Annotated in this window: 27 protein-coding genes; 10 read left to right on the top strand and 17 right to left on the bottom strand. The window is 71.0% G+C overall.

What is annotated here, in order from left to right:
- A partial coding sequence (locus tag Q7W02_01905) for an ABC transporter substrate-binding protein (GenBank protein MDO8474943.1) occupies positions 1-200 on the top strand: 200 nt, incomplete at its 5' end.
- Here Q7W02_01905 and Q7W02_01900 read toward each other — a convergent pair.
- The 8 genes from Q7W02_01900 to Q7W02_01865 form a co-directional block, all read right to left on the bottom strand.
- Positions 191-439 (bottom strand): phosphopantetheine-binding protein, encoded by a 249-nt coding sequence (locus tag Q7W02_01900; protein ID MDO8474942.1) that lies wholly within the window; start codon positions 437-439, stop codon positions 191-193. The two genes, Q7W02_01905 and Q7W02_01900, sit on opposite strands and share 10 nt — an antisense overlap.
- Positions 436-1,458 (bottom strand): 2-oxo acid dehydrogenase subunit E2, encoded by a 1,023-nt coding sequence (locus Q7W02_01895; GenBank protein ID MDO8474941.1) that lies wholly within the window; start codon positions 1,456-1,458, stop codon positions 436-438. Before Q7W02_01895 ends, Q7W02_01900 begins: the two co-directional genes overlap by 4 nt.
- Positions 1,459-1,496: 38 nt before the next feature.
- Positions 1,497-3,281, bottom strand: coding sequence for a DNA polymerase/3'-5' exonuclease PolX (polX, locus tag Q7W02_01890; protein MDO8474940.1), 1,785 nt, complete (start codon positions 3,279-3,281; stop codon positions 1,497-1,499).
- Positions 3,282-3,294: 13 nt separating this feature from the next.
- Positions 3,295-3,390, bottom strand: a complete 96-nt coding sequence (locus Q7W02_01885; protein MDO8474939.1) for an LPXTG cell wall anchor domain-containing protein — start codon at positions 3,388-3,390, stop codon at positions 3,295-3,297.
- A 2-nt stretch (positions 3,391-3,392) separates the two neighbouring features.
- On the bottom strand, positions 3,393-3,674 hold the full coding sequence (locus Q7W02_01880; protein MDO8474938.1) for a hypothetical protein: 282 nt from the start codon (positions 3,672-3,674) through the stop codon (positions 3,393-3,395).
- Positions 3,675-3,915: 241 nt separating this feature from the next.
- Positions 3,916-5,040, bottom strand: a complete 1,125-nt coding sequence (locus Q7W02_01875; protein MDO8474937.1) for a site-2 protease family protein — start codon at positions 5,038-5,040, stop codon at positions 3,916-3,918.
- Positions 5,041-5,045: 5 nt separating this feature from the next.
- Complete coding sequence (locus Q7W02_01870; protein MDO8474936.1) at positions 5,046-5,465, bottom strand: universal stress protein; 420 nt, start codon at positions 5,463-5,465, stop codon at positions 5,046-5,048.
- 43 nt (positions 5,466-5,508) lie between these two features.
- Positions 5,509-6,195 carry a protein-L-isoaspartate(D-aspartate) O-methyltransferase gene (locus Q7W02_01865; GenBank protein MDO8474935.1) on the bottom strand — a complete coding sequence of 229 codons (687 nt, stop codon included), beginning with the start codon at positions 6,193-6,195 and terminating at the stop codon, positions 5,509-5,511.
- A 286-nt stretch (positions 6,196-6,481) separates the two neighbouring features.
- On the opposite strand from Q7W02_01865, the gene Q7W02_01860 reads away from it, so the two are divergent.
- Positions 6,482-7,711: a methionine adenosyltransferase gene (locus Q7W02_01860; protein ID MDO8474934.1), complete on the top strand. Its 1,230-nt coding sequence runs from the start codon at positions 6,482-6,484 to the stop codon at positions 7,709-7,711.
- The gene (gene rtcA / locus Q7W02_01855) at positions 7,705-8,748 is read left to right on the top strand and encodes an RNA 3'-terminal phosphate cyclase (protein MDO8474933.1); all 1,044 of its coding nucleotides are present in this window, start codon (positions 7,705-7,707) and stop codon (positions 8,746-8,748) included. The genes Q7W02_01860 and rtcA overlap by 7 nt, the downstream gene beginning before the upstream one ends.
- Positions 8,749-8,802: 54 nt before the next feature.
- On the opposite strand, the gene Q7W02_01850 is transcribed toward rtcA, so the two are convergent.
- The 6 genes from Q7W02_01850 to Q7W02_01825 all read right to left on the bottom strand — a co-directional run bounded on the left by Q7W02_01850 (position 8,803) and on the right by Q7W02_01825 (position 16,330).
- Positions 8,803-9,111 carry a GYD domain-containing protein gene (locus Q7W02_01850; GenBank protein MDO8474932.1) on the bottom strand — a complete coding sequence of 103 codons (309 nt, stop codon included), beginning with the start codon at positions 9,109-9,111 and terminating at the stop codon, positions 8,803-8,805.
- Positions 9,096-11,540, bottom strand: a complete 2,445-nt coding sequence (locus Q7W02_01845) for an ATP-binding protein (protein MDO8474931.1) — start codon at positions 11,538-11,540, stop codon at positions 9,096-9,098. The genes Q7W02_01850 and Q7W02_01845 overlap by 16 nt, the downstream gene beginning before the upstream one ends.
- A gap of 27 nt (positions 11,541-11,567) precedes the next feature.
- Positions 11,568-12,698, bottom strand: a complete 1,131-nt coding sequence (locus Q7W02_01840) for a hypothetical protein (protein ID MDO8474930.1) — start codon at positions 12,696-12,698, stop codon at positions 11,568-11,570.
- Positions 12,699-12,717: 19 nt separating this feature from the next.
- Positions 12,718-13,164, bottom strand: a complete 447-nt coding sequence (locus Q7W02_01835; protein ID MDO8474929.1) for a universal stress protein — start codon at positions 13,162-13,164, stop codon at positions 12,718-12,720.
- A gap of 4 nt (positions 13,165-13,168) precedes the next feature.
- Positions 13,169-13,570, bottom strand: coding sequence for an HPF/RaiA family ribosome-associated protein (locus Q7W02_01830; protein ID MDO8474928.1), 402 nt, complete (start codon positions 13,568-13,570; stop codon positions 13,169-13,171).
- 66 nt (positions 13,571-13,636) lie between these two features.
- Positions 13,637-16,330, bottom strand: a complete 2,694-nt coding sequence (locus Q7W02_01825) for an HAD-IC family P-type ATPase (GenBank protein MDO8474927.1) — start codon at positions 16,328-16,330, stop codon at positions 13,637-13,639.
- A 1-nt stretch (position 16,331) separates the two neighbouring features.
- Here Q7W02_01825 and Q7W02_01820 point away from each other — a divergent pair, with 1 nt between their 5' ends.
- A complete protein-coding gene (locus Q7W02_01820) occupies positions 16,332-16,892 on the top strand; it encodes a GNAT family N-acetyltransferase (protein ID MDO8474926.1) in 561 nt (186 codons plus the stop codon).
- Here Q7W02_01820 and Q7W02_01815 read toward each other — a convergent pair.
- Complete coding sequence (locus Q7W02_01815) at positions 16,883-17,323, bottom strand: CBS domain-containing protein (GenBank protein ID MDO8474925.1); 441 nt, start codon at positions 17,321-17,323, stop codon at positions 16,883-16,885. The genes Q7W02_01820 and Q7W02_01815 overlap by 10 nt on opposite strands.
- 180 nt (positions 17,324-17,503) lie before the next feature.
- Between Q7W02_01815 and Q7W02_01810 the strand changes: the two genes are divergently transcribed.
- From Q7W02_01810 to Q7W02_01785, 6 genes are all read left to right on the top strand, one after another.
- A complete protein-coding gene (locus Q7W02_01810; protein ID MDO8474924.1) occupies positions 17,504-18,208 on the top strand; it encodes a Crp/Fnr family transcriptional regulator in 705 nt (234 codons plus the stop codon).
- 6 nt (positions 18,209-18,214) lie between these two features.
- Complete coding sequence (locus tag Q7W02_01805; GenBank protein ID MDO8474923.1) at positions 18,215-18,652, top strand: cbb3-type cytochrome c oxidase subunit I; 438 nt, start codon at positions 18,215-18,217, stop codon at positions 18,650-18,652.
- 96 nt (positions 18,653-18,748) lie between these two features.
- The gene (locus tag Q7W02_01800; GenBank protein MDO8474922.1) at positions 18,749-19,000 is read left to right on the top strand and encodes a DUF542 domain-containing protein; all 252 of its coding nucleotides are present in this window, start codon (positions 18,749-18,751) and stop codon (positions 18,998-19,000) included.
- A 4-nt stretch (positions 19,001-19,004) separates the two neighbouring features.
- The gene (locus Q7W02_01795) at positions 19,005-19,553 is read left to right on the top strand and encodes a DUF2249 domain-containing protein (GenBank protein MDO8474921.1); all 549 of its coding nucleotides are present in this window, start codon (positions 19,005-19,007) and stop codon (positions 19,551-19,553) included.
- Positions 19,550-20,851 (top strand): cbb3-type cytochrome c oxidase subunit I, encoded by a 1,302-nt coding sequence (locus Q7W02_01790; protein MDO8474920.1) that lies wholly within the window; start codon positions 19,550-19,552, stop codon positions 20,849-20,851. Before Q7W02_01795 ends, Q7W02_01790 begins: the two co-directional genes overlap by 4 nt.
- Positions 20,848-21,192 (top strand): iron-sulfur cluster assembly protein, encoded by a 345-nt coding sequence (locus tag Q7W02_01785; GenBank protein ID MDO8474919.1) that lies wholly within the window; start codon positions 20,848-20,850, stop codon positions 21,190-21,192. The genes Q7W02_01790 and Q7W02_01785 overlap by 4 nt, the downstream gene beginning before the upstream one ends.
- Before the next feature lie 30 nt (positions 21,193-21,222).
- Here the strand turns inward: Q7W02_01785 and Q7W02_01780 are convergent, their stop codons facing one another.
- Together Q7W02_01780 and Q7W02_01775 are read right to left on the bottom strand one after the other, a co-directional pair.
- Positions 21,223-21,831 (bottom strand): SCO family protein, encoded by a 609-nt coding sequence (locus tag Q7W02_01780; protein MDO8474918.1) that lies wholly within the window; start codon positions 21,829-21,831, stop codon positions 21,223-21,225.
- A gap of 5 nt (positions 21,832-21,836) precedes the next feature.
- Complete coding sequence (locus tag Q7W02_01775) at positions 21,837-22,628, bottom strand: formylglycine-generating enzyme family protein (GenBank protein ID MDO8474917.1); 792 nt, start codon at positions 22,626-22,628, stop codon at positions 21,837-21,839.
- Positions 22,629-22,775 lie beyond the last annotated feature (147 nt).

Below are 22,775 nucleotides of genomic sequence, written 5' to 3'. Positions count from 1 at the left end.
AGGACACGGAAATCCCAGTCTCCTACCGCATGCTCCGCCATGGTGACCGGTGGCTCATCTACGACGTCAGCGCCGAGGGCGTGAGCCTCGTCGCCAACTACCGGACGCAGTTCAACAACATCATCCGGACGTCCTCCTACGATGCGCTGCTCAAGCGGATGCGGAGCAGGATCGAAGAATTCCGGGCGCCTCAGCGCTGAAGCTTGGAGAGCAGGTAGTCGACGCAGCCGTCGGGCGTGACCAGGCTCGAGTAGTCGGCCTCCGGAATCTCCACGCCGAGCGCCGCATGAAGCCCGATCACGACGTTCAGCAGATCCATCGAGTCCAGGTCGAGTTGATCCCGAAAGGCCACGTCCGGCTTGAGCGCTGTGAGGTCGGCCTCGGGGGCGATCTCACCCAGGACGCGGAGCATGGTGGCGCGCACCTCTTCACGTGTCACAGCCGGTCGGGCTCCTGGAGCAACCGGTCCACGGCCGCGAGGAAGAGGCCCCCGCGATGGCCGTCGCTCACCCTGTGGTCGGCCGAGAGCGTCGCGGCAAGGACAGGCCGCGCTACGATCCGCCCCTCCACCACCCACGGCCGCTCCACCACCTTGCCGAAGCCCACGATGGCGACCTGCGGCGGATAGATGATGCCGAACACGGTCTCCACCCCTTGCTCCCCGAGACTCGTGACCGTGACGGTCGGGTCCGAGAGCTCGGAGCTCCTGAGCCCCCCGCTCCGCGCGCGGCGGACCAGATCGCGCAGGCCCGTCATGAGGTCCCCCAGGCTCCGGCGGTCGGCGTCATGCAGCGCCGGCGCCACGAGGCCGCCCCCGCGGAGCGAGATGGCCACACCGATGTGGATCGCCGGGCTCGGGACGACCTCTGCCCCTCGCCACACGGCATTGAGCTCGGGCACCTCGCGGAGGGCGAGGGCAGTTGCCTTCATCAGGAGCACGCCGGTGAGCAGGCGCTCGGTGACGGGGCGCTTGAGGTTCTCCTCGGCGAGCCACGTCATGGCCCGGAACATGTCGATGGTCGTGCCGAGGTAGTAGTGCGGGATCTCGCGCTTGGAGCGGGCCATGGCCGCGCCGATCAGCTGCCGCATCCGGGCCTGGCGGTCGGGCGGCTCGACTGGACGCCCGGGAGCCTGGAGCCGGGCGGCTGCCGCCCGTTCGACATCCTCCCGAGTGACGGCGGCGAAGCGGTTCGTGAGGGCGGCCAGCCGGCCGTAGGTGTAATCGCGCACCTCGCCGCTCCGACCGAGCCAGCGCAGGGCCAGGTGGTCGCGGCGCGCGCCGGCGGCGTGGCGATCCACAGCCTCGTGGGCGATGTTCAGCCCGCGGCCCCCGGGGAGGCCCTCCAGGAGGCGCCGCGCTTTCGCCCAGGAGAAGGTCGAGCGCTCGCGATCGTAGTCGCGCAAGTTCGGGGCGACTCGCCAGTCCGTCGGCGACTTCGCGATGGGATTCCAGGCCACGCGACCCTCCTCCTCGGCCCCGCCATCGGGCATGAGGCTCATAGAGCAACGAGCAACAGGGATGCCAACGTGGCTCCGGCGGCGACGACTCGCCTCCCGGACTTTACCGTCTTGCGGGCCCAGGCTCGAAGCTTGCCGACGGGCCAGGTATTGATCACCTCGGTGGGCCCGACCCAGCCGCGTCGCGCGGTCGCCACGCCGAGCCGCATGGTGTCGAGCTGGTCGAGCGCGTGGGTGTCGGTATTGATGGCGAGCAGGACGCCCAGCTCCCGTGCCCGCCGCGCGTGGACGTCGTTGAGGTCGAGGCGCTCAGGGTAGCAGTTGATCTCGAGGGCCTTGCCATGGCGCCCGGCCGCGGCGAACACCGCCTCCAGATCCACGTCGTACGGCTCCCGCTCGCCGATGAGGCGCCCCGTCGGATGGGCGAGAATGTTGACGTACGGGTTCTCGAGCGCCCGACAGATCCGGCGGGTCATCTCCGCCCGCGGCTGCTTGAAGCGCGAGTGGACGGCGGCGACCACGAGGTCCATCTGCGCCAACACCTCGTCCGGGTAGTCGAGGGAGCCGTCGGGCAGGATGTCGCATTCGCTGCCGGCGAGGACGGCGATGCCGCGGTGCTTCCGCCCGACGGCGCGGATCTTCTCGACGTGGGCGAGCGCCTCCTCCGCGGTGAGCCCGCCCGCTATCCGAGTGGACCGGCTATGGTCGGAGACGAGCACGTAGGCGTAGCCTCGCTCCCGGGCGGCCGCCACCAGCGCCTCGACCGTGTGATGGCCGTCCGTCGCGTTGGTATGGCAGTGGAGATCTCCCCTGATGTCGTCAAGCTCCACGAGGGCGGGCAGCCGCCGGGACTGCGCCGCCTCGATCTCGCCCGAGTCTTCGCGCAGCTCGGGCGGGATCCACGGCAGCCCCACGGCGGCATAGACCTCCTCCTCGGTGGCGCCGGCGATGCGCTTCCCGCCCGGCTCCTTGAAGACGCCGTACTCGGAGATCTTGAGGCGCTTCTTGACGGCCATCTCCCGGATCCGGATGTTGTGCTGCTTCGAGCCGGTGAAATACTGGAGGGCCGCGCCGAAGGTCGCCGGCTCCACCACGCGCAGGTCCACCTGGATACCCTCGCGGTGCCGCACCGAGGCCTTGGTCGGGCCCCGCTCGAGGACGTCCGCCACCTGCGGCAGCCGCACGAAGGCGTCCATCAAGCGCTTGGGATCGGTCGAGGTTACGAGGATGTCGAGGTCGCCCACCGTCTCCTTGCGGCGGCGCACGGAGCCGGCGGGCTCCACGCGCTTGACCCCACGGACGCGAGCAAGCGCGTGTGCGATCTCCTCGGCCAGGGGCAGCGCGCGTCCCAGCGGCATGCGCGCCTGCCCTCGCCGCACCAGCGCGATGCCCTTGAGGAGGTTCTGCTCGGTCTTGGCCTGGATGCCGGGCAGCCCGCGGAGCTTGCCCGCCCGCGCCAACGTCTCGAGCTGGCCGAGATCGGTGACCTTCAAGCGGTCGTGGAGGAGCTTGGCGGTCTTGGGGCCGACACCGGGGACGCCCATGAGATCCGCGAGGCCGGCGGGCACCTCGCGGCGCAGCGACTCGAGCGCGTCGATCCGTCCCGTCCCGAGATACTCGGCTATCTTGCCGGCCAGATCGGGTCCGATCCCGGGAATCTCGTCGAGCCGCTCCTGGGCAGCCAGGGTCTCGAGGTTCTCGGTGAGCGCTTCCAGATTTTGTGCGGCGCGGCGGTAGGCGCGGATGCGGAACGGGTTCTCTCCCTTGAGCTCGAGGAGGTCCGCGATGAGGTCGAAAGCGCGCGCGATCTCGAGATTCTTCACGTCGCAGGCCGCCTCAGCGGCGCCGCGAGCGCCAGATGACGATGAGCGCCAGCACCGCGACGACCACACCGAGAGCGATCAGCCACCAGTCCCGCACAGCCTGCACCATGGTCAGCTCCCTCTGAGGCGGACCTCCTGGTCCAGCAGCCGCTCCGCGAGGCCGGCGCGCTCCTCGGTCTTGAGCCGCGCCTCTTCACGGATGCGCGCCACGGCGAGGCCGAGCGCGTGGAGCACCATCTCCGCCTGCTCAGGTGACATCGTCGCGGAGCGGCTGCCCTCGGCCCCGGGCTCGCCGATCATGAGCAGGACGTCGCCTTCCCGCGGGCAGACTTGGACCGCGGCCTCGGCGGTCCGCGTGTCGATCTTGATGGCCCCTGTCTCGAGTGGAATCACTCGATCTCCTCCTCGGATCGCCCGCAGCGGTCGCACAGCGTGGTCGCCGGCAATTCCGCTCCCTCCGCGTCCTCGCCTTTCTCTACGCTGAGAACTCTCTTCATGGTTGTCTTTAGACAGCAACCTCGGTGCCAGCTGGGGCCGCCCACCAGATCTCCCGGAAATCAGGATCTTAGGTCGTCGCGCCGACGCTAGGAGAGCGCCGGGCGGGGCAGCGGCGCCCCACTGCGGGCCGTCGAGGCTACACCCCCAGCTCGGCGCGCACACGCATGTAATGGAGGATGTGCTCCCGGTCGAGCATGCCGAGCCAATGTCCATCAGCCACGACGGGCAACTGGGCCACCTTCGCATCGTCCATCTTCTGGAGGGCCCCGAGAAGAGCCTCTTCCGGCCCCACGACCGAAAGGGCCTGAGCCGGCTGCATGACCTCCTCCACTTTCGCGCGGCTCCATTGTTCACGCGGGACGCCCTTCACCTCGTGAAGCGTCAGCAGCCCGCGCAGATGTCCGTCCTCCGCCACGACGAAGCAGCGGCGGCCGGCGCCCAGCACCTCGTCGTGCACCAGCCGCTCGAGCGTCAGGCCGGGCGCGATGGACCGGCAGTCACGCGCCATGGCCTGGCTCACGGTCGCGCCGCGGAGGAGATCCCGAAGCGCGGCCTCTGCGCGGCCCGCCACCACCGCGCTGTGCAGGAACCAGCCGATGAGCGCCATCCAAATGCCCCCGGCGACGTCACCACCGATCGCCTGCAACGTGCCGACTCCGATCAGAGCGAGGGCCAGCACCTCGCCCGCGGCGGCGGCCGTCCGGTTGGCGCGATCGAAGCTGCCCGTCCACGCCCACACCGCGGCGCGGAGCACGCGACCGCCGTCGAGCGGGAAGCCTGGGAGCAGGTTGAAGAGCGCCACGGCAAGGTTGATGCGTGCGAGCCACAGCGCGGGCACCGACACGAGCGCCATGCTCCCGGCCACTGTGCCGACGCCGCCGAAGAGCGCCGCGAGCGCCAGGCTCGTCAGCGGGCCTGCTATGGCGATCCTGAACTCGACCCCCGGCGAGCCGGGCTCGCGCCCGATCTGGGCGACGCCCCCGAAAACGAAAAGCGTGATGCCCCGGATCGGAATGCCGTAGCGAAGCGCGACCCGGGAATGTCCCAGCTCATGCACCAGCACGGACGCGAAGAAGGCGAGGCTCGTGAGAGCGCCCAGCACCCAGCGAGTCAGCGCTCCCCACCCAGGCTGGCGCTCCGGGAAATATCCGGCCGCGAGCGAGCTGGCCACGAGAGCGAAGACCAGGAGCCAGCTCACATGCACGGAGATGGGGATACCCCAGATCCGCGCGATGGTGACCCGACCCGCCGCTCGGGGCACGCCGGTCACTTGACGAGCAGGATGGGGCACCGGCACAGGATCCCGACCTTGTAGCTCGTGGTGCCCCATCCGGCTCCGCGGCGCTTCGGGTCGACCCTGTGCGAGCCCATCACGATCACATCGGCTCGCCGGCGGGCCGCCGCGCGCACGATCTCGCGAGCCGGCTCCCCGACGCACACCTCACAGCGAACCGCGATCCCTTTCGCGGCGAAGGCCTTGGCGGTGCGGCCAAGCTTCTGCCGCGACACCGTGAGCAGGCGGTCATAGAAGGCCCGCATCTCGCCGGCCGTCAGGCCCGGCACCTGCTGCACCACGTGAAAGAGCGTCACGCTCGCTCGGGCGTCTCGGCCGAGCGCCAGCGCGACCTTGAGCGTCCGCGCGTTCCGGTCGCTCAAGTCGATGGGCACGAGGATCCGCCCAAACACGTTCGCCCTCCCCCTTGTCCCCTCCGCCCGGCTCAACCGCGTCTCATCGCTCCGGCGCATCGAAGGCAGCCGGCACGGGCCACCCCTGCTCGCCGATCAGCGGCACGAAGGCCACCCATTCCAGATCGTCCTGCGTGTAGGTCTCGGGGCCGGTTCGCGTGCGGCGGATGAGTCGCTGGGCCCGCGGCTCGGATCCGAGCGGCATCACGAGGCGGCCGCCCGGCTTGAGCTGATCCAAAAGCGCGCGCGGCACGGTGGGCCCTCCGGCCGTCACGATGATCGCGTCGTACGGTGCGTGCTCCGCCCAGCCGAGCGTGCCGTCGCCGCAGCGCACGTGGACATTGCCGTACCCGAGGGCCGCCAGGCGATCCCTCGCGGAGTCGGCCAAGCCCTCGATGCGCTCCACTGTGTACACCTCTCCGGCGATCTTCGAGAGGACTGCCGCCCCGTAACCCGAGCCCGTCCCGATCTCCAGCACGCGATCCCCGGGTCTCACGCGCGCCGCCGCGGTCATCACGGCCACGATATAGGGCTGCGAGATGGTCTGCCCGTGGCCGATGGGCAGCGGCCCGTCCTCGTACGCGTACTCAGCGAGGTCGGCCGGCACGAAGTCCTCCCGCGGCACGGCACGCATGGCCTCCAGCACGAGAGGATCCTCGACGCCCCGAGCAGCGATCTGCCCGGCAACCATCCTGTCCCGCTCCAGCGTGGCCTCGCGCGTAGCCGTCATGGTGCGCCCTCCACGCTCAGCAGAAGGTGCAACCGGGCTGCCAAGGGACAGTTCAGTTAAACCGCGTACTTGAAAGTTTCCTCCCCCGATGGGAGCACGCGCAGCCGTCCCATCGTCGCCCCAGTGCGGAGGCAACTACCCGGTCGGGCCGAGTATCCCCCGCCCCCGCGTGAGGCTATGCCGTTGAGTAGAAAGGCGGAGCCGGTGCCCTCGGGACGACGGGAGGGTGGCAATGGGATTGCACCCTCATGAGTGGCTGGGCAGCCACAAGAGGGGAGGAGCACGTATGCAGTTGGCCTCGAGCGACCTCAAGGACCGGTGGACCCTGGTAGTCGAGGATCTCCGGACCACACCGGTGGCCCAGCGTCGCATCGAGCTCGTCGAGCGCAAAGGGATCGGCCACCCCGACACGATCTGCGACTCGCTGGTCGAAGCCATTTCGGTGGGTCTCAATGCCATGTACCTCAAGCGCCTGGGCGCCATCCCGCACTACAACATCGACAAGGCCATGCTGGTGGCCGGCCAATGCGCCAAGGGCTTCGGCTGGGGCGAGGTGACGCGCCCGATGGAATTGATCGTCGGCGACCGCGCCACGCTCACGGTAGACGGGCAGAGCCTCCCCGTGGAGGAGACCGCGCGCGCCGCCGTGGACGCGTGGGTCGGAGCCCATCTGCCCCACGTGCACCCCGGCAAGGACCTCGTCACGCGCACGGTCCTCGCCGCGGGCTCCGAGGAGCTCCAGCGCATCTTCAAGGAAGGTCAGGGCGCCATCGCCTCGAACGACACGGCGGGCGCATCGGGCTACGCGCCGTTGAGTCCCACCGAGGAGCTGGTGCTCGCCGTCGAGGGCTTCCTGAACTCGAGCGAGTTCAAGGCCCGCTTCCCGGACACGGGCCAGGACGTCAAGGTGCTGGCGGTTCGCGACGGGGAGGTCGTGGCCCTGACCGTGGCGATGCCGTTCCTCTGCCGCGACACCGCCTCGGAGCGCGAGTACTTCGGCCGCAAGGCAGAGGTGCTCGAGGCCCTCGGCGCCCGATTCGCCGGCGTCCCGTTCCGGATCGACTGGCGGCTCAACTGCCTCGACCGCGGCGGCCTGGGCGCCGAGGGCGCCTATCTCAGCGTCACCGGCACCTCGGCGGAGGACGCCGATTCAGGGCAGGTCGGGCGGGGCAATCGCGTCAACGGGATCATCGCCTTCGAGCGCCCTACCGGCGGCGAGGCCGCACCGGGGAAGAATCCGGTCGCGCATGTCGGCAAGATCTACAGCGTGCTGAGCCATCGCCTGGCGCGCCTCATCCACGCGCGCTGCCCGGCGCTCCTCGAGGTCTACGTCCATCTCTCGGCGCGCATCGGCGAGCCGGTGGACGCGCCGTGGACGGGCGTGCAGATAGTCCTGCCCTCCGGCATGGGGATCGCGGACGTCGAGGGGATGATCCGCGACGTGGTCGAGGCGGAAGTCGCCCGCATGCCACAGTTCCGCGAAGAGCTGATCCGCGGAGAGCATCCGGTCTGCTGACAATCGACGCCTCGCACGGCGAGGGCGGCGGACAGATCCTACGTACGGCCCTTGCCCTCACGGTGGCGCTGGGCCGCCCGCTCCGCCTTGTCCGCGTCCGGGAGCGGCGGCCGAGGCCCGGGCTCCAGCCGCAGCACCTGACCGTGGTGCGAGCCCTCGCCGCCATAAGCGGGGCGCGAGTCGAGGGTGATGCCCTCGACTCGACGGCCGTGACCTTCGTGCCGCAGACGCTCCGCGGGGGACACTACCGCTTCGACGTCGAGGCGATCAGAGGCAGCGCCGGATCCGTGTCCCTCATCTTCCAGGCGCTCCTGTTGCCGCTGTCACGGGCATCAGCGATGTCGCGGCTCACCATTCTCGGCGGCACGCATGTGCCGTGGAGCCCGACGGCGGACTATCTGACGCAGGTCTTCCTGCCCGCGCTGGACTCGATCGGTCTCCGCGTCACCGTCGAGCTCCGACGGTGGGGCTTCTACCCGGCCGGAGGCGGGGAGATCGAGGCTGTCATCGAGCCCGGCCAGGCGGCGCGCGGGTTCGCCCCGCCCGACCATGTCGCGGACCGCCGCATCATGGGCCTCTCGGCGGTCTCCCGCCTGCCCCGCTCCATCGCGGAGCGCCAGCGGCGGCGCGCGCTCGAGCGGCTGGAGGCAAGCGGACTCACAGCCGAGATAGCGATCGGAGAGGACGCGACGGCGCGCAGCCCGGGCACCGTCCTTTTCCTCGCGGTGCCGGGCCGGGCGGGCTTCTCGGCGCTCGGCCGTCCCGGCCTGCGCGCCGAGGCCGTGGCCGACCAGGCCGTCGAGCCCCTCCTCGCCTATCTCGCAAGCGGGGCGGTCGTCGACACGCACCTGGCCGATCAGCTGGTGCCGTTCCTGGCATTCGCCGGCGAGCCGTCCGAGTTCACCTGCCCGGCGCTCTCGAGTCACCTCGAAACGGTGGCATGGGTGATCGAGCAGTTCCTGCCGGGGCGCGTACAACTCGACATCGGGCCGCCCGCGCGCGTCAGGGTGACGCCGGCCGGCGATGCTCGCGAGTAGTGCAGGCGCTCCGCCCGGTGCTCGTGGACCGCCAAGCGCGGCGCCCCATGCGCCTCAGGCCGGCACCAGGATGGTGGAGATCAGGCTCTCGAAGCGCTCCCACGGCAACGCGGTCCACGTTTCCGTCTGCGCGTGGCCGAACGAGCGCACGATCATGACGACGCGGGCGGCCGTCTCCTCGTCCGGGGCCTCGAAGAGATCCAGGTAGTCGCAGGGCCCCAGGATGGCGAAGCTCGAGAGCCACTTGACCTGGGGGCACTCCTTGCGGATGTGTGCGGCAACCGCCTTCTCGAGCTTCTTGAGGTCGCCGGGCACCTTGACCGCCTCGGGGGTGAGTCGCGTCAGCATCACGTAGGTCGCCATGTCTGTCCCTCCTCCTCGGACGGCTGCAGGATCAGACGCCGTTTGCCGTCCGCTCGCATCTCCTTGAGACGCTCGATGTTCGCGGCCAACGTGTCCTCCACGGCCGCGTTGAAGCTGCCCTCCGGATAGCGCCCGTCGAGCCCGCGCACGCCGGTCTCGATGCCCGACAGGAGCGCCAGGCCCTCGTCCACCGTCGAGACCGCGTGGACGCCGAAGCGCTCCGCCCGCACCGCCTCGACCACGTCCTCGCGCAGCATGAGGTGGCGCACGTTGGCCGCGGGGATGATCACCCCTTGCTGCCCCGTGAGCCCGCGAGCGGCACACACGTCGAAGAAGCCCTCGATCTTCTCGTTGATCCCGCCCACCGGCTGGACCTCGCCGTGCTGGTTCACCGATCCTGTTACCGCGAGGCTCTGGCTGAGCGGGATGCCGGCCAGGCTCGACAGGAGTGCGTAGAGCTCTGCCGACGAGGCGCTGTCGCCCTCGACCTCCTCGTACGACTGCTCGAAAGCCAAAGAGGCCGACAGCGCCAGCGGCCGCTCGCGCGCATAGCGCCCCGCGAGGAAGCCCGAGAGAATCATCACGCCCTTCGAATGGACCGGCCCGCCAAGCTTGGCCTCCCGCTCGATGTCCACGACGCCCGGCTCGGCCGAGAAGGTGCGCGCGGTGATCCGGCACGGTCGGCCGAAGGCGTGATCGGCCAGGTCGAGCACGGCGATGCCGTTGACCTGTCCCGTCGTCCGGCCGTCAGTGGCGATGAGCAGGGTTCCCTCGCCGATCAGCCGCCGCACCCGCTCGTCGATGAGGCTCGAGCGATAGGTCTTCTGCTCGATGGCGTGCCGCACGTCCTCAGCGCCGACGACGCCGCGGTCTCGCCGCCTTGCCCAGAACGCCGACTCCCTGATCAGGTCGAGGACCTCGCCGAGGCGGGAGGTGAGCCGGGCCTGGTCGGCCACCAGCCGTGAGCAGTGCTCGATGAGCTTGGCGACCGCCCCCGGGCCGAAGGCCGGCAGTTCCTCGTCCCGGCATGCGCTGCCCACGAAGCGCGCGTAGAAGATCTCGAACTCGGGCGTGCGCGGGAGCGAGTCGTCGAAGTCGACCTTGACCTTGAACAGCTCGCGGAAGTCCTCATCGAGGGCATAGAGGAGGTAGTAGATGAAAGGGCTGCCGATCAGCACCACCTTGACCGACAGGGGGATGGGTTCCGGTGCCAGGCTCTGCGCGCTCGCCAGCCGCCACTCGTCCAGCGGCTCCTCGATCCGGATCGAGCGGCTCTTGACCGCCTTCTTGAGCGCGTCCCACGCGAGGACGGCCCGCAGCACGTCCACGGCCGCGAGGATCAGGTAGCCGCCGTTGGCCTGGTGGAGGGCGCCCGGCTTTATGAGCGTGAAGTCGGTGACGAGCGCGCCGAACTGCGCGCGGTGCTCGACCCGGCCGAAGAGGTTTCGGTGGGTCGGAACCTGCTCGAAGACGACAGGCGCCCCGCGGGCGCCGCTCCGGTCCACGAGCACGTTGACCTGGTAGCGCTCGAGAAAGGCCCCCGGGGAAACGAACAGCGGGAAAGCCGGCTTGCCCGACTCGAGCGCTCGGAACTCCTCGGCGTGGGCCATCAGGTCGGCCTCCACGTGTCCCAGGTAGCGCTCGACGCCCGGCAGCCCGGTGAACTCCTCGCGCAGCTCCTGGATGAGCGGCCGGATGGCCGCCGCTGCGACCTCGCCGACGAGCTTCTCCTGCGCCTCCCGCGCCTCGCGCTCGAGCCGACGCAGCTCCCGGACCGTCGCGTCCACGCGGTCCTGGAGCGCGCTGCCCTGCGCGCCGATCTGCTCCTTTGCCGCATCGGGGAGGGCCGCGAACTCCTCCGAGGTCAGCGGCTCGCCCTGGGGGGCGGGCGCGATCGCCAGCCCCGCCGGCGTGCGGAGCACGGCGAACTTCTCGGCGCGCGCGGCCTCCTCGAGGCGCCGGATTTCCTCGTGCTGGCCCCGGGTGAGCTGCTCCAGGACCTCCGATTTCCGCCGCTCGAACTCCTCCCCCTCGAAGGCCCGCGGGACGCGCGTCCTGCACTCCCCGGTCAGCCGCTCCGTGGCCTGGCGCAGCGCGCGCCCCCGCCCAGCCGGCAGCTCGAGCGCCACCGGCCGGTAGGGATCTTCGAAATTGTGCACGTAGCAGTAGTCGGGCGGCACCGGTTCGGGCTCGGCCGCGCGGGCCAGGACCCGCTTCATCGCCGAGGTCTTGCCGGTGCGCGAGGGCCCGAGGACGAAAAGGTTGTAGCCCACCTCGCGCATGCCGACGCCGAAGGTCGTGGCGCTCACCGCGCGATCCTGGCCGATCATGCCGTCGAGCGGCGGCAGCTCGGCCGTGGAGACGAACGGCAGCGTCGCAGGGTCGCAGACGACCCGCAGCTCTTCGGGCGCCAGCCGGTGGGCCATCATGACGCGCCTGCCACTCGCACGGCTGTCTCAGAGCGGGTAGCGGAGCAGAGCCGCCACGCCGCCTACCGCCGCCAGGCCCTGGTGCGCCTCGACGGTGTCCACCGTACCGCCCGCCGCGAGCACGCGGTGGACGAGGGTCTCGCCCAGCTCCACCGCCTGAAGCGCCTTGCCGCAGACCCGACAGTCCTCGGCCACGCCGGGAAACAGCGCGCCGCACCCGGGGCAGGCGCTCGCCGGAGCGCGCACGCCGCGGAGCACGTACAGCCAACGGACCGCTCCCCTGTTGACCGCCTCGACCGTCTCCTCCACCCCGGCCACCGCCTGTCGGCTCTTGGCCGCCTCGGTCAGGACGGCGTCCACGGTCGGGACATCGCTGGAGGCGTCGAGGGACGCGACCAGCTCGACGGCGCGGCCCACGATGACGGCCGAGGGTTCGTGCCGGGCCGCCGAGACGTCGCCGACGATATGGGCGCCGATCCGCGGCGGCAGCTCGCGGCGGAGCGCAGAGACGTTCTTGGGCTCCCCGGCCAGCACGATGCGCTCCACACCGTGCGCGTCGATGAGCTGGCCGAGGCTCTCGGCCACCGCGGCGAAGTGACGACCGCGGTGCTCGCGGATATGCCGCTCGTAGCGCGACTTCGCAAACTGCACCCACTCGTCGCCCCGGCTGTGGTGCCCCGGCATGTCGGTCGCCAGAGCGACCTCCTCGCCGAGACCCTCGCGGGTCACGTGCATCAGGCGGGCGCTCTCGGTGTCCACGAAAGCGACGAGCGTGGAGAGCGTCTGCTGGACGGCCTCGGCCAGCGGCGCCAGGAACGGCGTGTCGTCCACGGTGAAGGCGTTGGCGAACGGCACGCGGAAGCGCAGCAGCTCGCGCAGCCCGACGGACGCGCAGGCGAAGAGCGCCACGCCGCGCGTGTCGGGGACGGCCGCCTGGGAGACCAGCTCGTCGCCCGCGGACTGGATCCAGTCGAGATCGGCCGGGGCGGCGCGGCGGCCGCGGGCCTCCCGCGCCTTGGCGATCTCGTTCTTGAGGAAGATGCGGACGCGGTCCCGCTGGTGCTCGTCGCTCCAGCGGGTGTCCAGATAGACGCTGACTACCGGAGTGTCCGCCTTGCCGATCTTGGCCAGCTCAGCCATACGCGTGCGCAGGTCCATCGCAGGGGCTCCCATGGCGTCAGGCGAGGTCGGCCCGGCTGGGCCGGTAGAGGAGCACGGGCGTCTCGGCCTTGCGGAAGACGCGTTCGGCCACGCTGCCGAGCACGGTCCGACCGAGACCGCTCCTGCAGGCCGTGGTCACCGCGATCAGGTCGGCGTCGAAAGCGGCCGCCTCCTTCAGGATCTCGGTCAGCGGGTCGCCGAACCGGACGCACGACTCGATGGAGATACCGCCCAGCCGCGCCGCGACCGTCTTGAGATAGTCGAGCCCCTCCGCCTCGAGCCGCGCCATCTCCTGGTCGGCGTAGGCGACAACGCGCCGATCGAAACCGACGCGGTTGTCGGGCACCGGCTCCACGCGCAGCAGCCGGATAGAGCCGCCTCCGGCGCGGGCGAGATCAGCCACCACGGGCAGCACTGATTCGGCGACCGGGGATGCATCCAGCGGGACGACGATGCGCTTCATGGCCCTAGACCTCCTTCCGTCGCCTGACGCGCCTGGACCGGGCCGGCGTTTGAAGGCCGCCCGCCAGCAGACGCTTGGCGACGAAGTACTTCTTCGGATGCCGCTGGCTGTCGCGAGCCCGCTCGCGATAACGCTCCAACTGGCGCTCGAGCGCGGCGAAGGCGCCGTCAAAGGCGAGCCGCGTCGTTTCGGCCACCTGCTCGACACGGATCGCCGGGCGATAGGGCAGCCGCACGTCCATCGCGCAGCGCATGCCCAGCCCGCCCTTGGGACCGTTGTCGTCGAAGAACGTGACATTCGCCCGGATGGGCGCCAGCTTGATGGGCTCAAGCGCCGCGCCGACCACCTTGGCCGCCCGGGCGCGCAGCGCCCTGTCCTTCTCCACTCCGTGGATGTCGATAACCATGGTTTGTCCTCTCAGGGGGAGCCTTCCCTCTCTCCAAAGGAGCAACGGACATGCCAAGGCCCGCGGTCAAGGATTTCGGAGGGTTTCGTCGCGCCCGCCCGGCTCCGGGCCATTCCGCTTGGGGCGGGCGTGCCCCAGTGGTACCAACCAACCCCAGGCCTTGGCGGCTTCCACCAGAGCGACGGGCCAGAGGATGGCGGCGGACACGACAGCCCAGTCGCTCAGGGCCAGAGGCTCGGTGCTCAGCAGCCGATTCATCGGCAGGTACCCGACGGCGGCCCACTGGAGCGCGACAAGGACGATCAGCGACATCCAGCTCAGCGGGTTGACCGGAAGCCGCCACCAGGGCGTCCGAGGAGAGCGGCAGTGCATCGCCTGGAAGGGGTGGATGAGCACGATGGCGACGAAGGCCATGGTGCTCGCACGGGGCCCTGGACCGTCCTGCCACGCGGCCCAGAGATAGGCGCTGAGGACACCGGCCGCCAGCAGCGCCCCCTCGATCAGAATCCGAAGCCCGAAGTTCCACGTCACGAGCGCCTCGGCGGGATCGCGGGGAGCGCGCGTCATCATATCGGGCTCGGCCGGGTCGCGCACGAGGGCGAGCGCCGGCAGGGTGTCCGTGACCAGGTTGATCCAGAGGATCTGCAGGGGAAGGAGCGGTGTCGGGTAGCCCAGGAGAATCGCCACGAAAATGGTGAGGATCTCGGAGAGGTTGCAGGAGAACAGGAAGTGGATGGTCTTCCGGAGGTTGGCGTAGATGACGCGCCCCTCCTCCACGGCCCGCACGATCGTGGCGAAGTTGTCGTCGGTCAGCACGAGGTCGGCGGATTCGCGCGCCACATCCGTCCCGGCGCGGCCCATCGCGACGCCGATGTCCGCGCGTGCGAGCGCGGGCGCGTCGTTGACACCGTCGCCCGTCATCGCCACCACCTCGCCCCGGCCCTGCAGCTCCTCGACGAGCCTCATCTTGCCCTCGGGCGTGACGCGGCTCTGGATCGCTTCCGGCGGCAGTCCGAGCCGGCGACCGACGGCCTCTGCCGTGGCACGCTGGTCGCCTGTCAGCATGACCGTACGAATGCCGGCACGGGCACAGCGCCCGATGGCCTCCTCGACTCCGGGACGGATGGGATCGGCGAGCCCGACGAGCCCGAGGAAGACGAGGTCGACGGGAAGACCCTCGGCCGGCCAGCCTTCCGGACGCCACGCCACAGCGAGCACTCGCAGGGCGTCGGCCGCGAGCGCGTCGTTGTCCGCCCGGATGCGTCCGCGCTCGACATCCGTGATCGGCACCGGGCCCGCCGCGCTCTCGCGGCGCGTGCAAAGATCCAGCACCGCGCCCGGCCCACCCTTGACGAAGAGGACGCGCCGCCCCTCGGGGCCCTCGTGGAATGTCGTCATGAGCCGCGCGCCGGGGTCAAACGGAATCTCCCGGCGGCGCGGCCAGGCCAGCCGAAGCGCCGCGGGATCGAGCCCAGCCTTGAGCGCCGCCACCAGCAGCGCGGCCTCGGTCGGATCGCCGCCGAGCGCGAGCCCGTCATCCCCAGGCGCGGCGTGCGCGTCGTTGACCAACACCCCGGCGGTGAGCAGCAGTCGGACCTGAGGATCAGCCGGGGCGTCCACGCGCGCGCCGTCCTCGGTGATGGCGCCGGCGGCGGAGCGGCCGCCGCCCGAAACGGCGAGCGAGCGCCCGCCGAGCACGAGGCGCGTCACGGTCATCTGATTTTCGGTCATGGTGCCGGTCTTGTCGGCGCAGATCACCGTCGTGGATCCAAGGGTCTCAACGGCAGGCAGCCGCCGGACGAGGGCGCCGGCGCGCGCGAGCCGCCAGAGTCCGGCGGCCAGCGCCACCGTGGTGATCGCAGGCAGCCCTTCGGGGATGGCAGCGATGGCAAGGCTGATGGCGGTCTCGAGCATGAGCCCGATCGACTCGCCGTGAAGGATGCCGGCGACGCCGACCACCGCGCAGATGCCGATCGCCAGCACGACGAGGCGCCGCCCGAGAGCTTCCACCTGCGCCTCGAGCGGCGTCGCGCGCTCGCCCGCGAGGGCGACCATCTGACCGATCCTGCCGAGCTCGGTGGCGAGGCCCGTCGCCGTCACCATGGCCCTGCCGGCGCCGGCGAGGACGCCGGTGCCGAGATAGACCATGGTGCATCGCTCGGGCAGCGGCGTGGCGGATGCAAGACGGGCCTGCGCGTTCTTGCCCACCGGGAGGCTCTCTCCGGTGAGTGCGGCCTCGCTCATCCGCAGCGCGGCGGCGCTGACAAGCCTGGCATCCGCGGGAACCTGGGCTCCCGCTTCGAGCACGATGAGGTCGCCGGGCACAAGCTCGGCAGTCGGGACGGAGAGCGGATGTCCGTCTCGCCACGCCAAGGCCCGGGGCACGGCCAGGGCGCGGAGCCCGGCGAGAGAGCGCCGCGCCCGCCACTCGGAGCCTGCGCCGATCGCGGCGTTGAGGACGAGCGCAGCCAGGATCGCCACGGCCTCGAGACCTTCGCCGAGGCTCCAGGCGACGGCCGCGGCGCCGAGCAGCAGCAGGACGACGAGGCTCGCGAACTGATCAAGGACGAGCCGCCAGATCGGCCTCTCGCGGTGCTCGCCGACGCGGTTCGGCCCCACCCGCACGAGCCTCGCCCGGGCTTCGTCCTGGGACAGGCCGACTCCGGGATCAGCGGCCAGTAAGGCCGCCACCTCGGTGGCGTCGAGTGCGTGCCAAGGGACTGCGCTCGTGGCGGTGAGCCCTGGGCTAGAATCATGCATTGTGGGGGAATCGGACTATCCGCGGGAGCTGGAGCGTGACGTCACACTGAAGGATGGGACGGAGCTTCATCTCCGCCCCATACGTCCCGAAGACGCGCCGCGCCTCATCGACTTCTACGACCGGCTGAGCCGCCACAGCGCCTACCAGCGCTTCTTCACCGTCATGAAGCGCCTGCCGCCTGACTGGGCGCGCCTCTTCGCCACCGTGGACTACCGGCGCCGGCTGGCGCTCGTGGCGGAGCGCGGGCCGGCCGGCGCCCCGGAGCTGGTCGGCGTGGGCCGCTACGAGCCCACGGAGAACCTCGACACGGTCGAGGTCGCCTTCGTGGTCCAGGACGGCTTGCAGGGCCAGGGCCTTGGCGCGATCCTCCTGCGTCACCTGCTCGAGGCCGCCGAGGCGCGGGGCATCCACCGCTTCTGCGCCTACGTGCTCGCCGACAACACGCGCATGCTCGGCCTGCTCACGCGCTTCACCGAGATCCGGGAGCGGCACCTCGAGGCCGGCGTGGTCACCCTGCTCTTCGAGCGCCGCGCGGGCGAGCCGGCCGCCCGTCACGGGTAGGAAACGACGATCTCGGCGACGTCCTTGGAGCACGCGGCGTCGACCTTGCAGATTTGCCGCAGCACGTCCGTTTCGGTGACGATGCCGACGACCTTCCCGCCTTCAACCACCGGGAGGGAGCCGACCTTGTCCTCCAGCATGATGCGCGCCGCTTCGACGACGTCGGCCTTGGCGGGCACGCTCATGACGGGCGAGGACATGACGTCCTTCACCGGCACCGCCTTGAGGATGATGTCGACGGCGATCGTGCCCACATCCTTCAGCACGCGCGGGGCGAAGAGATGGTGGCGCAGGTCGCGGTCGGTCACCACCCCGATAAGGCCGCCTTCGGCACCCACGACGGGCAGGTGCCGGACGCGCGCGCCGTGCATCCGCGCCACCGCCTCGAGGCAGGAATCGTCGGCCCTGATCGTCACTACGTTTCGGCTCATCAACTCGCTGACATGCATGGCTGCCTCCCTGGACGGAGTGATCACTGCCGGCCATGAGCAGTGCAACGTGGGTGCCACGGACCCGAGCCATGATTTCGCGCCGTTAGCGTTCCGCCCCCGCGCGCGGATGGGGCAGCGGCGCCACGGATGGGGCGCGGCGCACCGTGTTATCGTCTCGCCATGCCCACGGGCGAGCGGGTGACGGCGCTCAAGTCCAACCCCGTTTTCGCCGGGCTGCCCGCCAAGGAGATCGAGGCCCTGGCCGGAGCGGCCCGCGAGGACACATACCGGACGCGCGAGTACGTCTTCATGGAGGGCGACCCGGCGCGCTGGCTCTGCGTGGTCACGTCGGGGCGCGTGAAGATCGTGAGGCACTCGAGCACGGGCAAGGACGTCGTGCTCGAGCTCTTGGGCCGCGGAGAGATCTTCGGCGGCGTCGCTGTCATCGAGAAGCGCCCGTATCCCGCCGCCGCCCAGGCCCTCGAGCCCACCACCGTGCTCAAGATCCCGGCCGACGCACTGATCGCCGCGAGCGAGCGACACCCGGTCGTGATCAAGGAGATGGCGCTCATGATCGGGCGGAGGCTTCGCGAAGCTCACGACTCGGTCAAGTCGCTGTCCGTGGACCCGGTCGAGGCGCGGCTGGCCGCGACGCTCCTCCGGCTGGCCGAGCGCGACGGCGCGCGCACCAAGGCGGGGCTGGCCCTGCCCTTCCATCTCACGCGGCAGAGCCTCGCCGACATGACGGGCACGACGGTAGAGACCGCCATCCGCGTGGTGAGCCGCTGGCTCAAGACGGGGCTCGTCATCGACGAGGGCGGCCGCCTGGTGATCACCGACACGACGGCGCTCGCCGAAATCGCGGCGGGCGAGCCCGAGGACTGAGGCGCCGTGACGCCGCTGGTACGCCGCTACATCAAGACGAGCTTCGTCTTCCTCCTGGCCGGGCTCCTCCTGGGCGGCTGGATCGTCGCCGCCGAGTTCCTGGCGGGCCGCTACCCGCCGAGGCTCTTCATCACCGCGCACGTCCACCTGCTTCTCGTGGGCTTCATGCTGATGATGGTCATGGGCGTGGCGACGTGGATGTTCCCGAGACCGGCCAAGGACGACACGCGCTACCGGCCGGAGCTGGCGGAAGCCGTCTACTGGATGATGGCCGTCTCCACCGCGGTGCGCGCCGCAGCCGAGCTGTGGGCGGGGCTCTCGCCCGCCCCCGCGCTCCGGCTCGCGATCGCCGCCGGCAGTCTCGGCCAGCTCGGCGGCGCGCTGCTCTTCGTCGTCAACATGTGGCGCCGCGTCCGCATGCCCCCCGCCGCAGCCCAGCACTGATCCCCGCCGCTTGTCCATTGCTTCACCACCTATGACCGCCGTCATAGGCGCCTCCAGCGCCGTGGCGTAACCTTCCCAGCAAGGAGGAAGAACACCATGGCTCACGAATGCGGCTGCCAATCCAATTCGCCCGCGACGGCTCAAGCCACGGGCGCGCCCATCACCGCCGATCTCACAGTAGGTGACGTCGCCCACCACTACGCTGGGGCCCTCGACATCATGAAGGAGATGGGGATCAACCACTGCTGTGGAGCGCACCTGACACTGCGCGAGGCCGCCGCCTCGGCGGGCGTCGCGCTCGACGCGCTGCTGGACGCGCTCAACCGCCCCGCGGCCGTGAAGGCGTAAGGTCGTGGCAGACCGCCCGCAGGCGCTCCGCCGGGTGACCGCGGCGAACGAGGTCCACCTCGACGTTCGGGAGGACATCCGCCGCGGCCAGGAGCCGTTCGCCAGGATCATGGCGACCGTCAAGGCGCTGACTCCGGAGCAGGCGCTCGTCCTGCGCGCGCCCTTCGAGCCCGTGCCGCTCCTTGCCGCGCTCGGCAAGCGCGGCTTCGCCAGCTGGAGCGAGCAGAGCGCGCCGGACGACTGGACCGTCTGGTTCTACCGCGAGCCCTCCGCGCCGGCGGAGGCGGTCGCGGGCGCGCGCGCCGCCGCGTCCGCCGAGGGTGACATGGCCGTTCTCGACGTGCGCGGGCTCGAGCCTCCGGAGCCCATGGTCCAGATCCTCGAGCGGCTCGACACGCTCGCGCCCGGGCAGCGCCTCGTCGTGCTCCACGAGCGGCGGCCCATGCTCCTCTACCCGCAGCTCGACGAACGCGGTTTCCTGCACGACACGGAGGAGGTCGAGCCCGGCCTCGTGCGCATCGTGGTCCGCTGCCCGGGAGCAGCACCGCCGTGACGGGGGCTGGGCCCAGCACGGCCAAGGCGCCGTCGCCGACACTACCCCTGTCCTATCTCGTGACCGCCGTCGCGGCCTTCGTCCTGGCCTGCGCGGCCGTGCCGGCGCTCGCCCCGGAGCTCGCGGGGCACTACTACCACCCGCGCCTAACCGCGCTGGCCCACACGGTGACGCTGGGGTGGATCACGCTCAGCATCATGGGCGCCTCGTACCAGCTCATCCCCATCGTGCTCGAGCGTCCCGTGTGGAGCCAGCGGCTCGCCCGCTGGCAGTTCTGGATCCTGGCGGTCGGCATCGCGGGCATGGTGGCGCACTTCTACATCGGCCGGTGGCCCGGGCTCCTCATGACCGCCGCGATGGTGGGCGCGGGCGTGGCGATGCATCTCGTCAACGTGGCGCTGACGCTCTCCAGCGTCGAGCGTTGGACCTTCACGGCGCGTTTCATCGCCATGGCCTTCACGGGACTCGGGTTGACTGTTGTCTTCGGGCTCGTCCTGGGCGCGGACAGGATCTGGAAGTTCCTCCCGGGCGGGTTCTTCCCGACGCTCCACGCCCATTTCCACTTGGCGCTCCTGGGCTGGGTAGCGCCCATGCTCATCGGTGTCGCGGCGCGGGTCTACCCGATGTTCCTGCTGGCGCCCGAGCCCAGCGGCTGGCCCGAGCGGGTCCAGTTCTGGGGACTGGCACTCGGCGTGCCCGCGGTCGTCACGGGCCTGCTCGGTGCCCCCGCGCTCGTCGCGCCCAGCGCGATCGCGATCGCCGCCGCCGCGGCGGCGCATCTCACGTGGGTGTCTCGCATGGCCCGTGACCGCAAGCGCCCCGCGCTCGATTGGGGCCTCCGCTTCGTGCTGACGGGCTCGGTGTTCCTGATCGCGGCCGGGGCCGTGGGGCTCGGGTTGGCCTTCGACCTCCTCTCGGGACCGCGCGCCGCGCTGGCCTATGCGGTCCTCGCGCTGGGAGGCTGGGTCTCGCTCACCATCGTGGGGATGATGCTGAAGATCATCCCGTTCCTCGTCTGGTACCGGATCTACAGCCCCCTTGCCGGCCGCGCCCCCGTGCCGACGCTGGCGCAGCTGGGCTGGCCCGCGGCCGAAGGGCTCGCGTACGCGCTCCTCACCGGTGGAGTCACGGCCCTGGCCGCGGCGCTCGCCACCGGCCACGCGCGCCTCATCGGCGCTGCGGGCGTGATACTCGCCGCAGGCGCGGTCTGCTTCGCCGCCGCGGTCGCGCGCGTCCTTCACCACATGGCGCCGTGCGGACGGCGGCCCGCCGCCGCGGCAGGCGCGCGCACGGCATGAGCGCCTTCGACCGCGCGCCCGCCATCGCCGGCTCCTCGGACGCGCCGACGCGCGAGCAGGTGCTCGAGGCGCTCGGCGGCGTGCTCGATCCCGAGCTCGGCATGTCGGTGGTCGAGCTCGGGCTGGTCTACGACATCGACATCGTCAACGGCGCCGTCACCATCACCATGACGCTGACGGCGCCCGGCTGCCCCGTCCACGACGTGATGCCGGGCTGGATCCGCCAAACCGTCACGGCCGTGCCGGGCGTCCTGAGCGTGGACGTCCGCATCACCTTCGATCCTCCCTGGACGCCCGAGCGCATAAAGCTCAGCCCGCGGAACCGCGGTCTCCTCGCGTAGCCCGAGCCCGCCCCGCGGCGGCAGCCGACCTCAGCGGCTCGGAGCCGACTGCGCGGCCCGCAGGCTCCGCAGGAGAGTCGCGTGCGAACCCCCTATGCCCTCGTCGCGCACAAGGATGACGCCGTCGGGGTCGAGCAGCGTGATGACCGAGGAGTGGTTGAAGTTGCCGTCGGCCAGCCGGCGGTACTTGATGCCGAGCAGCGCGGCGATCTCGCGGACCGTGTCCTCCGGCGCGCGCAGCAGCCGCCAGCGGAACTCGTCCACGTGACGGGCCCGAGCCAGCGCCCGGAGGGCGTCCGGCGTGTCGCGCTCCGGATCGAGGCTCACGAGGGCTATCCGGAGATCGGCTTTGATACGAGGGGGCAGCTCGCGCTCGATCCGCTGCAAATCGGCGATCAGGAGCGGGCATGCGTCCGGGCAGGTCGCGTAGAACATGCTGATCAGCACGGGATGGCCGCGGAAGAGGTCCAGGCAGACCGGCCGGCCGCGCTGGTCCACGAGCGACGCCGAGAGCGCGTAGATGGAGTCCCCTCGCGGCGGGGCCGCCTCCATCGCCTTGTGGTGATGATCCTCGGCCGCTGCCGGCGGCGCGGCGGCGACTCCGGCGGCCAGGAGGCCCGCGACGGCGGCGATCGCCATGACCCTCATCGTGAAGCGACCTCGACGTCGCCCGCGCAGCGGAACCCGAGCGCGCGCGTCGTGTACCGCGCCTCGAGCGAGCTGCGGAAGGCCAGCCGCATGAAGCTGGCGTAGTCCTCGTTGTCCCCGGCGGTGAAGGCGCCCGTCCCGCAGAACGGGAGGCGGTCGGCGCTCTTGCCGCTCCGGCTGTCGCCGGAGACCAGCGTGCTGTTGTAATCGAGGACCCACTCCCACACGAGTCCGTGGAGGTCGCGGATCCCCCAGAAGTTGGGCTGCCCGCTGCCCACCGCGGGCAGCTTCGCCGTCGCCGGCCTGGCGTACCAGGCCAGGATGCGTTCCCGGAACCCCGGCTCGGCCGCGCCATCCGGGCCCGTGTCTCCGGCGGCCCCCGCGAGCTCCCACTCGGCCTCCGTCGGCAGCCGCTTGCCCCGGGCACTGCAGTAGGCTTTGGCGGCGAACCAGCTCACGCGCGTCACCGGCTGATCGGGACGGGCGTCGGGCCCCAGCTCCACCGGTCCGGCCCAATGCGCCAGGTAGCCGTCGTCGGCGAACACGCGGGCCACGCGGTCGCGCCGCCAGCCGGGGTGCCCGGTGACGAAGCTCAGGAACTCCCCGTTGGTCACGGGCAGCCGGTCCAGCGTGAAGGCCGCGACGTCGACCGTCGTCACGCCGGGTGCGGGCGCGTAGACCGGACGGAGCACTCCCGGGCCCACGCGCGCCATGTCGCCGGGCGATGCCGCCAGCACGCCGGCGCCCGCGAGGACGAGCGCCAGCGTGACGAGGGCCAGCCGCCGCATGGCTTAGCCTGCTCTTCCAAGTAACATCATCACGCGGGTGAACCGGCAGGGGGTGAGACGTCCGCGGTTTTGGTGAGGGTGTAGCCGAGTTCCTGGGCCCGGCGCATGAGCTGGGAGACGACACGGCTCTGGTAGCGGCGCTCGTAG

It is taken from the genome of Candidatus Rokuibacteriota bacterium, from assembly GCA_030647435.1.
Classification (GTDB): Bacteria; Methylomirabilota; Methylomirabilia; order Rokubacteriales; family CSP1-6; genus AR37.
Note: the sequence above shows the minus strand (reverse complement) of the source record. Positions and strands in the feature narration are given on the sequence as shown.